The organism is Candidatus Poriferisocius sp. (assembly GCF_965208355.1).
In the GTDB taxonomy this organism is placed as follows: Bacteria; Actinomycetota; Acidimicrobiia; order Acidimicrobiales; family Bin134; genus Poriferisocius.
The window spans coordinates 2,635,678-2,647,634 of the sequence record NZ_CBDBOM010000003.1 but is presented as its reverse complement, the minus strand read 5'-3'; the positions used below and the strand labels follow the sequence as shown (position 1 = coordinate 2,647,634).

General features: G+C 60.6%; 9 protein-coding genes and 1 tRNA gene. 5 read left to right on the top strand and 5 right to left on the bottom strand.

Annotation, left to right across the window (positions count from 1 at the left end; genetic code table 11):
* Positions 1-108: 108 nt before the first annotated feature.
* Positions 109-183, top strand: a tRNA-Arg gene (locus tag ACOGXH_RS13620).
* A gap of 159 nt (positions 184-342) precedes the next feature.
* Positions 343-1,485 (top strand): tyrosine-type recombinase/integrase, encoded by a 1,143-nt coding sequence (locus ACOGXH_RS13615; RefSeq protein ID WP_419929635.1) that lies wholly within the window; start codon positions 343-345, stop codon positions 1,483-1,485.
* A 200-nt stretch (positions 1,486-1,685) separates the two neighbouring features.
* On the opposite strand, the gene ACOGXH_RS13610 is transcribed toward ACOGXH_RS13615, so the two are convergent.
* From ACOGXH_RS13610 to ACOGXH_RS13595, 4 genes are all read right to left on the bottom strand, one after another.
* Positions 1,686-2,603, bottom strand: coding sequence for an S-4TM family putative pore-forming effector (locus ACOGXH_RS13610; protein WP_419929634.1), 918 nt, complete (start codon positions 2,601-2,603; stop codon positions 1,686-1,688).
* Positions 2,600-3,466 (bottom strand): CBASS oligonucleotide cyclase, encoded by an 867-nt coding sequence (locus ACOGXH_RS13605; protein WP_419929633.1) that lies wholly within the window; start codon positions 3,464-3,466, stop codon positions 2,600-2,602. Before ACOGXH_RS13605 ends, ACOGXH_RS13610 begins: the two co-directional genes overlap by 4 nt.
* 12 nt (positions 3,467-3,478) lie before the next feature.
* On the bottom strand, positions 3,479-3,988 hold the full coding sequence (locus ACOGXH_RS13600; RefSeq protein WP_419929632.1) for a hypothetical protein: 510 nt from the start codon (positions 3,986-3,988) through the stop codon (positions 3,479-3,481).
* Between the two features lie 478 nt (positions 3,989-4,466).
* Complete coding sequence (locus tag ACOGXH_RS13595) at positions 4,467-5,360, bottom strand: AAA family ATPase (RefSeq protein WP_419929631.1); 894 nt, start codon at positions 5,358-5,360, stop codon at positions 4,467-4,469.
* Between the two features lie 73 nt (positions 5,361-5,433).
* Between ACOGXH_RS13595 and ACOGXH_RS13590 the strand changes: the two genes are divergently transcribed.
* On the top strand, positions 5,434-6,396 hold the full coding sequence (locus ACOGXH_RS13590) for a hypothetical protein (protein WP_419929630.1): 963 nt from the start codon (positions 5,434-5,436) through the stop codon (positions 6,394-6,396).
* A 543-nt stretch (positions 6,397-6,939) separates the two neighbouring features.
* Here ACOGXH_RS13590 and ACOGXH_RS13585 read toward each other — a convergent pair.
* Positions 6,940-8,163, bottom strand: a complete 1,224-nt coding sequence (locus ACOGXH_RS13585) for a Fic family protein (RefSeq protein WP_419929629.1) — start codon at positions 8,161-8,163, stop codon at positions 6,940-6,942.
* An 821-nt stretch (positions 8,164-8,984) separates the two neighbouring features.
* Here ACOGXH_RS13585 and ACOGXH_RS13580 point away from each other — a divergent pair.
* Positions 8,985-9,362 (top strand): hypothetical protein, encoded by a 378-nt coding sequence (locus ACOGXH_RS13580; RefSeq protein ID WP_419929628.1) that lies wholly within the window; start codon positions 8,985-8,987, stop codon positions 9,360-9,362.
* Between the two features lie 165 nt (positions 9,363-9,527).
* The gene (locus ACOGXH_RS13575; RefSeq protein WP_419929627.1) at positions 9,528-11,630 is read left to right on the top strand and encodes an SAM-dependent methyltransferase; all 2,103 of its coding nucleotides are present in this window, start codon (positions 9,528-9,530) and stop codon (positions 11,628-11,630) included.
* The last annotated feature ends 327 nt before the right edge of the window (positions 11,631-11,957 follow it).

Sequence of the window (11,957 nt, the reverse complement as noted above, 5' to 3'; positions counted from 1 at the left end):
CGCACATCCTGCCTGAGCCAAACCAGCCCTAATCGGCCACCGGAAACTGCCCGAAGCCGCCTAAAATCCCGTTCCCAACCAAATTCGCGCACAAAATCGCGCACACCCGCCCACGTAGCTCAGTCGGGACAGAGCAGGGACCTCCTAAGTCCAAGGTCGCAGGTTCGAATCCTGCCGTGGGCGCTGCCGAGAGTTTTCTGTTGTTGCCAGCACGTCTGCGTAGTTCTGCATTTGACCAGCGTAGCGACCGTTTATGTCATCGGCCGGTGGTAGGCTGTTCCCAGTATCGTTCGAGCTATCCCCGAAAATGTGGGGGATAAATTGGGGGATGGGATGCCGCAGTTGACCGCCGCGAAGGTCAAGAACGCCGGTGTGGGAAAGCACCAGGACGGCCAAGGATTATTTCTGCGAGTGTACGAATCCGGGTCGAGATGCTGGGTTCTGCGCCTCACTGTGGACGGGCGCCGCCGCGAGATCGGGCTGGGAGGCTGGCCCGAAGTGAGCTTGGCCGATGCGCGCGCCAAGGCGTTCGGGCACCGCGCCGCTGTAGCCAGCGGCCGCGATCCATTGGCAGATAAGCGCCGGGGCGATGTGCCGACGTTCCGCGAGGCTGCGAAGAAGGTGCTAGATGCGAACCGGGCCAGATGGCGCAGCGACCGGACCGCGACCCTGTGGTGGGCGTCGCTGGAGAACCACGCTTTCCCCATCATCGGGGACATGGCAGTAGACCGCATCTCCCAGTCTGACGTGCTCCACTGCGTGGAGCCCATGTGGGCGACCCGCACCGAAACGGCCCGCAAGGTCCGCCAAAGGATCCGCGCGGTGCTGAGATGGTGCCAAGCACACGGCTACGTCCAATTCAACATGGCCGGCGAAGTAATCGACGGGGCCCTGCCGCCGATGCCCCGCATAAAGTCCCATTTCCGTTCGCTGCCATACACCGCAGTGGCGGAAGCCCTTGCGGCGGTAGAGGAATCCGGCGCGTCGCCGTCGGCCAAGCTGTGCCTGCGGTTTGTCGTGTTGACTGCGGCCCGCTCCGGCGAGGCCCGCGACGCCACATGGGGTGAAATCGACTTCAACGCCTGCGAATGGAAGATCCCCGCAGAGAGAATGAAGGCCGCATCCGAGCACAGGGTGCCACTGAGCGACGCAGCCCTCGAGGTGCTGGACCGGGCCAAGGATTGCCACGACGGCTCCGACCTGGTGTTCCCATCCCCGCTCAAGCCCGGCAGGCCCCTGTCGGACATGACCCTCACTAAGATCCTGCGCGATGTCGGGTTGGCTGACCGGGCCACCGTCCACGGTTTCCGGGCCAGCTTCCGTACCTGGGCGCTGGAGCAGACCGACACGCCCTGGGCAGTGGCCGAGGCCGCATTGGCCCACAGCCTCGGCGACTCAACCCAACAGGCCTACATCCGAGGCGACGCCTACACCAAGCGCCGCAAGCTCATGAACCAATGGGCCGACTACCTGCAACAGACATAGGAGAGGGCCGGGCTCCGTTCTGGAGACACGAGGGGAACCGTCGAGCCACGGGACCGGATCGGAGAGAAATGAGGGAGGAGAGGTCGGGTTGGTTGGCCCTATTGCCTAATCCGGTGGCTGCCGACGGGACGGGGCATGGGGATCGCCGATTGGCTTCTCCGTGGCGTCTAACTAGCTCACGGTAGGGTTGGCTCTTGAGCCTATTTGTTGTCTGATTGTTGGAGCCGTTGTCGAAGGGTTGCTGCGTCGCTGGCGACTGCGGTGTCTATCGCGTTGCGGTCTCTCACGGCGTATTTCTTGTACAGCCAGGTGGGGATGCGCCGATTTTCAAGGCGCATTCTGCACAGCTCATCTTGTGCGGTGCGCACATCACGTTCTGTGGCGAGCGAAGTACTGCTGAGCAAATTCCGAATGTGGCGTTCGAGGTCCTCACGCTTGAGAGCAAGAGCAGCGTGGGCTCGTGCGCTATGCAGCCGGCCAACGACAAGTGGAGCCATAGCCATCAAAACAGCCGCCGTTTCACGTGCGTCAAGGTCTGAAATCAATGCTGTGGCAATGATGAGGGCGGGGCAAATGAGAGCTAGGGACTTATTTAGACGTGCATAGCGTTCGTGACCCATGGCACCCCAACCGGCTGACTGTTGGATTCTGAGGAGGGCTGCCTCGTTTGGTGGGATGTCGTGAGTAGCTATCCAGTAGTCATCGTCAAAATCCAATTCCTTGTTTTTTTGTGAGAGGTCTCGAATTTTCCGTGGCTGAATTGGGTCGCCACAAAGGAGATGGTTCCACCCTTCGCTCCAGGCTTTGGACTTCCAGAATGTGAGGTCGAACTGTTCTTGGATGGCCACGGCGATGCGTCGGTGTTCTTTGTCTTCTACAAATAGGCCAGACTCCCGGAATATCAGCCAAACCAGGGCTGCTGTTGGCAACCAGGTGATGAGGAAGTCAACGATCGAACTGGACGAATCGCCGGATGCGATTGCTGCCGCGATTGCTGCCGCGATTGCGGCGAACACGATGTCTGCAATGAACGAGATGCGGCGATTACTTGCTTCTGTCTGGTAGCTCTGAGAATACGCGCGATACAGGTCCTGCTGTTCTATGGCCAGTTGAGTCATGGTCGGGGCATCCGGGGACCGAAGATCTCACGCCATAGCTCGACGGCATTGCGCTCTTCTCCCTCGTCCTCCAGATATACGGCTTCCTCTGCGATGGAGAGCGCATCCTTCGCCGCGCATCTGATGGAATCTCGGTCGCTAGAGGTAAGGAGTTCGTCGACGTCTGGACCTATTCCGGCGGGGTCGGCCCATGGGCCGGAGGCATGGTCGATGACATTTCCAAAGAATGTGGTGATTTCGTCCTGGTAGCGGCCAAATGGGGGGTGCACGAGCGTGAGCGCCATGGTCTCGATCAAGAACGACTGGGGCACTGGCCGTCCGACTTGGAGGTTCCAGCCTTTCACCATTTTCACGAAGGGCACCCACATTTTCCTGCACGCAGCGTTTTTTGATGAGGTGAGTTGGGCGTGTGCTTCGGGGTCGGTCCGGATCCAGCGCCCGCGCTGAGGGTCGGGAGCTTCATACCCGGCCTGAGAATGCTCAAATGCTGGAACCAATTCGAATGAGGCGTCACCGTCATTGTCCGACATTGTGATGCGCACTGCCATTCCGTCTGCTTCTACACGGTTGAACTTGCCTTGGAGGCAATTGACGAGCGCCGTGATGATGCTGTTCGGCAGCTTCTGGCGGTAGTGGCCCTGTCCTCCGGCAGGGTCGATGACTGCAAAGATGTCGACATCCTCGAGAGGTTTGATCTTGGTGTGCCGGTCGTAGCTACCGGTCAAGAACGTCTTCTCTATGTCCCACTCGCCGCTTAGTACTTCTCGGATTCGATGGTGCCGTTTCTGCGCTAGAGCCTGCTCGCCCTTAGTGATCTCTCCGGCTTGGCGCATCTTCTCGAATGCGTCATCTACATAGGTCACGTTGGACTCCTCTCAAGTAAGTCGATACGAGCGCAGCACCGCGGAGGCACCTGGACCACTGCCTGCTGTGCCATGGCGGTATCCGTTGCTGAAGGATGGCAGTTGTCTGTTCGTATTGGTCCATCCAGGTTGGTCAGACAGCGAATACCCAGACCGTGGTGATGCGATTACTTTGAAGTCAGTCCCTGTTCGCACTCGTGGTTCTTTCACTATCTGGCGGCGGATGCGGGCGAGTTGGTCGCGGAATTTCTGTTCGGGATCCCAGGCTGTGTAGTCGATGTCGAACGCGTAGCCAGCGGTCTCAGCTCCACCGGGGGGCTTGAGGGTGACGCGAATCTTTGCGAGGGAACGCTCTTCAATCCAGCACTTGATCGCAGACTCGTACTCGAAGACCCGTGAAACCCTGTCGGAGGACACTCCGATAGCAAGCAGTGTCTCAGCTAGCGCCGAGACCATTACGCCCGCGAGTTGGGTGGCCGTGTGGGTGAAGGTGCGAGTGGTCGTGTATGTGGTTGTGCTCATTTGCTGCCTCGTGAGTGTGCGAGCCTCGACAAATCGATCACGGGTGCTGAAGACTGTCCTTGGCGCGAGGGGGTCTCGGCTGGCGCTGGTTCAAGCGAAATGTGGGGGCACGATTTGGCAGCTCTATGCACAACAGGGGCGAGGCCGTCAGGCGCAGGTAGATGCAGCGACCACGAACTGGCTGTCGCGGCACCCCGCGGCACGTCGATATGCTCCTTCGCGGCGTGAGCGTCCTCACCTACCGGCACTTCGACCTGCAGGCGAAGTCCTGCAGCTACAAGTACGAGTTCGCCTCGGCAAAGGTGCCCTCCCACACTGAGTAGTCCCAGTGCTTGTTCTGCTCCTTTGAGTTCTGACCTGACTGCATCTCCGTTTAGGCTGGAACTGCGATCTAGCGTGTCGGCTACAAGATCAATGATTTTCGTCGCGACAGTCTTGCCATCGTTGACGGGCCGTCCTGGCACGGTGCGTATTGCCTTCATTGGATCCCTTTCCACCTCTGCGCAGCCTGGCCCAGGTGGGTGGCGGTGAGCCGCCTCGGGTCTGATGCAAGCTCAAGATCAGAACTGAGCACGTCGAGCACGAATTTGCGGCTCTGACGGGCATCGATTCCCTTTGCTGCTAGTTCCTCCGAAACGCTTGAGATCGAAGGGTGATCGATTACCGCCTTGAGATCGGGGAACTCTCGTGACCAAGCCTTGAGCGTTGATTGGATGATCTCCTGGACGGCCTCTTTGGTCGGCAGTGGAATCGCGACGGTTACATCCGTCCGGGACCGCAGCGCGGAGTCGACAATCTCGGGGAAATTCGTGGTCATCACTGTTACGACGTTGGGACAGATATCGGCGAGCAGGTCTAGGGCGGTTATTGCTGCATCGGTTGTCCTGTGTACGTCGACGGGATTCGCCTCCAAGCTGACCTGTCCGCGGTGGATGGCCAGTGCCTCCACTTCATCTACTACCAATACAGTTATGTCGGCACCAGCGAGGTGAGGGACGGTCTCGGTCAGAATCCGATGCACTTCACGCTGAGTGCGGCCGTGTTCTCCGCTCATCGCTTCGTGGGAGGCGAACTCGATGACCCGGACTGCTGACTCAGCAATGGTCGACAGAGGGGCTCCCAAGTTTCGGGCTAGTGAAGTCTTACCGGTCCCAGGTGGGCCCTCGACCAAAGCGAGCCGGTTCACCGCAGTGGCATTTCTGTCAAGCGACCCAGCCCTTAGCGAGAGAGCCGCCCAGGCGAGGAGTTGGTTCTTTTGGGCATCGATGCCCAAAAGGCTGTTCCAGGCCTCACGATGGCGCTCTTCGATGACCTCGTTCCGAACAATACTGGTGCCTTCCATGCCTTTCCTCGAATGGTCTATATGGTCCACCAGCGGAATATAGCGGCAAAGTAGTATAACTGCAACATGATAAAACAGGAATTTAGCGGGGGGACGTGACTTCATGAATGAGTCAGGGACGATCCCTACAGCAGCCTTGGCCCTGTCTGATCTGCGGAAGCGAATCGGCAGGTCACAGGCTGAGATTGCCAACGCAACCGGCACCACCCAATCCGGGGTCTCGAGGCTTGAGCATCAATCAGATATGCGACTGTCGACGCTCGTCGAGTATGTCACCGCACTCGGGGGCCACCTACACCTGGTTGTAGAACACGGAATTGATCAGATTGAGATAGAAATTCCGCTGCTGCGGAAGCAGCGTGGGGACCTTGGCCATGAGTTCCGCGTGATTTGGCAAGATCAGGACTCGCGAGGCCTCATTCACGTCGGATGGCTCGAGATCGCCGGAGAACAATACCTGTTTTCGTACACCAACGAAGCCAAGTCCCACCCTCGCTTCCAGCCATTCCCGTCGTTCCCACTGTTCGACAAGGAGTACCGATCTAGCGAGCTGTTCCCATTCTTTGCAGTAAGGCTCATAAGCACAGCAGACCCGGGCTATCGCGCCACCCTCGATGCCCTGGGACTAACGCGCGATACCGCGACCCCGGCAGAACTCTTGGCTCGGTCACCGACAGAGTCACCACATGACACGATTCAAGTCGTCCCGGAACCTACGGAGAGGCCAGACGGCTCTCTAGTGCGGTTGTTTTTGGTGTCGGGAATCCGCCACGCAGACCAACAGAATCCGCAAGCCTTGAGCCAACTGATCGAGAATCTCGCAGAGGGTACTCAGCTTGAACTTGTGCCCGATCCCCACAACCCCGCAAATCCCGAGGCGCTTCAACTCGCAGTAGATGGCAAATTGATCGGGTGGGTACCCGACTATCTGGTGTCAGAGGTACACAGCCACATCAACTCAAACCGCTCAGTGGCGATCAACGTCTCCCGAGCCAACGGACCTGACGTCCCGTGGCATCTGCGCCTTCTTTGTCAACTGACCTTATCTGCCAAGTCGAACAGCTAGCGGGCGCACCAGTCTTGAGGCACCAATCCCATATACATCGGGTGGCATGCCCCAAATGCGAATTGCGGAATTGTGGTTCGACTCCTCTGCAGGGGATCACTGCCCGAGGCGAAACTCCTGGTTGTGTTCTGAATTCGATGGTGCTGGCTAGTTCCTTTTGACGCTTCTAGCCAAGGGCAAGGTGCCGCAGCCACTGGGCTGTCGACTGGAGGGGGTATCGGCCTCTTCAACGTTGAGAGCGCTCGATGCAACGAGTGGCGGTACCAGAGTGTTTGGACTACACGGCCGCCGGCGGGGAATCTTGGCAATCCTTCCACTCACCCCAGGCCCTCCATCCATTCACATCCTGAAATCATCCGGCAGAAAGACAGGTGATGGCACGCTGGGTGCGCCGCGTGACGGTTTCGCAAAACCGGTCAAGTGCCTGCCCTGGGCGGCGTGTACGTAGATGCAGATGAGCCGCGATCATCTTGGAATGGGTGTGGAGCGGAATGCGATCTGGCACGGGATGCCACCTGGCACCTTGATATCGCAGCAGCGTTGTCATAGCTCGAGTGAGGGGCCAGGGAGGTGGCGGCGCGGGAGGGTTGTGTTGATGGCGTCGATGGCGTCGATGACGTGGTGGGCTACCCAAACTTGGGACCTTTCGGCGCGATGGGAGCTGGGTCTGAGGACGTCGGCGTCGGCGAGCTGGTGAAGTATTTGCGATGCCCGGCCGGGGGTTACGCCGTAGGTGTCTTGTATGTGGCGGGCGGTGATGGCCGGTGTGTGGATGAGCGAGTCCAAGATGTGCTCGACAGCGGATCCGGCCCGGGTGGGGACCCGGTCCCGGTGTTGTTGTGCCAGTTCGTCGACGCGTCCGACGAGGCGGATGGCGGCGGTTGCGCCGTCGGCGACGGCGGCCGCGAAGGTTGCCACCCATGTGTCGATGTCTCCGGCCCGGTAGGCGGTGAGGCCTTCCACGTAGCCGGCCGGGTCGTGCAGCAGGCCGTGGGCGACGGGAACCGGAGCGGGGCCGGCGTCGAGGAGGGGGTGGACCAATAGCCGGCCGACGCGGCCGTTTCCGTCGACGTAGGGATGGATCGTCTCGAACTGGGCGTGCGCTATCGCCGCATGCACCACCGGGTGCAGGTCCCGGCGAGCGACGAATCGGACCAAGTCGTCCATCAGCGCCGGTACCTGGTTGTGGGGCGGTCCCTCGAAGTCGGCGGTCTGACGGTTCTCCCCTATCCACACCGCGCAATCCCTCCACGCCCCGCGGTGGCGCGGCAGTATCTCTCGGTCCGCGGCCAGCAGGTTGCGATGCCGGCGATGGAACCACTCGGCGTCGACCGGCTCGTCGGACCGGAAGGCATGCAGCGCGGTCGCCACGTTCGCCGCCACCAACTCGGTACCCCGGGGGACAGGGTCAGCCTCCTCATCTCCGAAACCGGCCAGCGCGACCGCTAGCGCCTCGCTAGAAGTGGTGATCTGCTCGATCTGCGACGACGCCACCGCATCGGCGCGGATCAACACCGCGCTCAGGTGCCCCAGCGCACCGGTCGCATCCCCCGAGTGGGCCCGCAACCGGCTGACCTCATCCCGCGCCTCATGAACCGCCTGGGCCGCATGCTGTCCAGGCGGCGGCACCGGCTGATCCGCTATTGGTGGGGGCACCGTCTGCACGACCGTGATACGCGGCTCGCTGTCGTCGATCCACGGGCGATACAGCTCATTGTCGACTACTACCGTCCGGCGGCCGGCGGCCGGCCACCTCTCAAGTGGCACCTCAACCCCTCCCCAAGATGTTTAGGCAATTATAACTTTGCCTAAACTCTGTGCGCCGATGTTTAGGCGCAGTACCAACCCACCCCACCTCAGTCGCCACCTGTTTCCCAGAACCCGCCAGTCCGCCGAACCGAACCTTAACCCGCCCTCGGCCGTCAACAATCCACCACACCAGCCAACACGACAACCACAACAGCGCCAAGCCGCATCCTGCCGCCGGCACACGGACAACCCCTCGAATCACAGCCGCCATCTTGCAACCCCCCACCGGTCGCGACAGGTCGCAAATCCCCGCCAGCACCGGTCGCAACCCACACCCGAAGCCCCAACGACCGGTCGCAAACCCTAGACCCCGCGAAACCCGCCAAACCGGGCCACCCGACCCGGGCCGAATCCCCCCTCCACCGCCGCCCACAGCCAAACCCCCAGGCCCGCGGCGCACAGGCACCCGCTGCCACCCGAAGCAACACAGCAGTTGAAACGCGGCACCGGCTAAGACTGCTGGGACCCGACCTAGCCCACCCGGTGAACGCGCACCCGCAAAGCCGTGCACCCGAGCACGGCCCAAGACCAGCCAAGAGAAATCACCCAAAACGAAGCCAACCAACCGCAACCAGCGAGCCAGCAACAGCAAGCAAAGACAACCAGGCCAGAGTTGAGGCCGAATCAGTCAACCCGCTAGCACCCAGCGAACGACCCAGCCAGCACCGAGCAAGAGTCAGGTCTACACGCTTGCACTAGGAGTGCCGCTGCCGAACATCCTAACTGTTTGTTAATCGAACCAGTATGTGTTCGTATCTCGAACGACTAACATGTGTGCTGTGACGAACACCTTGCAACTGGCCGATCTGAGCGACGATGAACTCAGAGCGCTACTAAATGACGAGAGCCTTCCTCTGGCTCAGCAGATCAAGGTTCTCGACGAGCGCCGCCATAGAGCCGCAGTACGTCGCAAGGTCGAGGAAATGGCCGAGTTGGTGGCGACGGTCCCAGTAATGGCTGCTTTAGACGACAGCGCCCAAATGGTGTGGAAGGCCCAAGCTTGGCTAGACCGCACCAAGTGGGTGAGGTCCAAGGCAGTGAAATCAGCCCTCGCCGCCGGTTACAGCGTCCGCACGGTGGCCGAGGTCGCCCGGGTGGCGCCGTCCACCGCGCTGAGGATCGGCTCTCAGGAAGTCGCGGCCGAGCCGCCTGGATAGTCGGGCTCTTGCCCGAAACGGGCGTATCGCCGGGTTCTCGAATGGTTGACACCACAAAGAGCATTCAATCAAGCAAGTGCGATGACCGTATGAGAGCGCCCACAGAAGAATTGATAGTCCCACTACAGGGTCTGCCCGATGGATGAGATGAGGTAGAAAAGACGGATGTTGGATCAAGCGCGTCCGAGCCTGCTTGAACGACCAATCCAGGCAAGCGCCCTCAATAGGCTCGCGGTCGCTGAATCTTGGCGCAAGGAGGTGCACAGTCCTCCCACTCATGTGCACAAGTGGTGGGCTCAACGTCTCGGGGTGGTCAATCGTCATCTGTTGATGGCGGCGGGCTCGTCATCCCAAGCCGAGCTAGAGCGACTCGGCCGAGGGGAGGCCGACCTTGGCGGTATTGTGGTGTATGACCCGTTCTGTGGTTCGGGCGGAGCACTACTAGAGGCGGCCAAGCTCGGAGCGCAGGTCGTCGGTCGTGACATCAACCCGGTGGCGGCCCTTGCAACGCGGCAAGCTCTTCAAAGTTGGGATGCTCACGAACTCCGGCGTGGGTTCGACCTGATCTCGCAATCGTGCGGGGACGAGCTCACTGACCTCTACCTCGATGACGAGGGCCGCGTTATTCGGGGTTACTTCTGGGTCGCTACTGCCGTGTGCGGTGTCTGCGACGAGCGTGTGGACCTGTTCCACCGTCACGTCTTCGCGCGGCACGCCTATCCAAAAAGGCACCCGTCTGCCCACGGATTATGCCGCACGTGCGGGGAGGTCGCGAAGGTTGACCTCTCCGTCGACAACGCCATCTTGTGTCCTTCATGTGCTGCTCTAACTCCGTTTCGCGGATCGGTGCGCAGCGGCGCCGGCACCAGCGGGGCGCAGTTTCAGTGCGGGCTTGGCCATACGACCAAAGTCGCAAACAGCGCAGAGATCGCTCCGATCAGCTATCGCATGTACGCGAAGCTAATTGAGGAAGAAGGCAAACGGGTCTACGCACGCACGACAGAAGCAGACGATGACGCCTACCTGCGGGCGAGCGCCAGGCTAGGTCAGCTTGGCTCTGGGATTGTGCAGCCATGCGGCTCGCTGGAGCGGGGCAAGAACACCGACCAGGTGCTGAGGGTCGGTCTCAAGGAGTGGCGGGACTTCTACAACGACCGGCAGCTTCTTGCGCTCGGCCTGATCGCCACCGCCATCCGCGATCTCGAAGTCGGTGCGGCCGAACGCGAGGCTCTCGCAGCGGCATTCTCCAAGTCGGTCGAGTTCAACAACATGCTCTCGTCATACAAGGGGGAGGGCACCGGAGCGGTTCGCAGCGCTTTCCACAACCACACGCTCCAGTTCGAGCGGATGCCCTTTGAGGCAAACCCGTGGTCAGCGGCCTCCGGAGGCTTCCACGCGAGCTACCTGCGGTTGCACAAAGCGTTGGATTTCAAGGCAGCGCCGTCTGACCTGAGGATCACCGGAGGCAACACTGAGCGCATCATCGGGTGCTCGGCTCCTTTGCAGCTACGCGTCGTGGACATGCCACAGTTCGGCCCAGGCTTGGCCTCGGTGACGTGCGGAGATTCAGGACGCTCTGAGATCGCAGACGCATCGGTGGATATCGTGTTGACCGACCCGCCCCATTTCGACAAGGTGAATTACTCCGAACTTGCAGACTTCTTCCACGCGTGGCTTACCCAGATCAGGCCCTTTGCCGGATACCCGCAACCAGAAACCACCCGCAGCGAACTTGATGTGCAGAACAATAGTTCTGCAACGTTTGAAGATGGGTTGACCCGCGTTTGGAAGGATGTAGCGCGCGCTCTCAAGGCCGACGGCATCGTGGTGTTCAGTTTCCACCACAGAGACGCCCAGGGGTGGAAGGCATGCATGAACTCCCTGCGAACAGCCGGGCTGTGCGTCACCTATCTGCAGATGGTCAGGGCTGAGATGACCACGAGCTTGAGCAAAAAGAATCAGAGTTCGCCGCATTCCATGGACATCTTGGTGATCTGCCGGAAGCAACCGGCAGCTGAGCCTCTTGCCTTCGACATCAAGGGGGCGGTCAACCATGCGCGCGGCCGGATTCGCTCGCTCGCAAGAGGTGGAGTCGAGCCGCTACCGGGCGATGTCCGCTCGATCGTGCTCGCCTCGGTTCTCAGTCTTCTCACGAACACCCAAGTCGTCGTGGATGTTGGCGACCTTGTCAATGCCGCCGACCGCTTTGCCGTCCGTGCCGAGCAACGGCGAGCAAATCGAATCCGGTCTGTGGAGAGCGCGGCCTAGCGTTGCGTTACCCACGGGGCAGCAGGCTCCGCTCCATGTGTTGTCACACCGCAAACATATAGTGGGCAGTAATGGGCATGAAGAGGCTCTGGTGTGGCCTGGGTTGACGACCTCATTCCTCCGGGAACGGAGCAGCTCCCGATTCTCAGCCGAATCTGTTCCACCCAAATCACGGACGCAGGAACACTCGTCTATCTCGGGGCTGTTGACCAGAGTTGCGCCGGTCTCGCCTACCAGCTGTTGCAGACCCAACCCGGGACGGGGCTGGTCGTCCAGTTCCCCCGTGGCCGCCACGAGCTAGCTGTACTGCTCGGCTGCGTTGTGCAG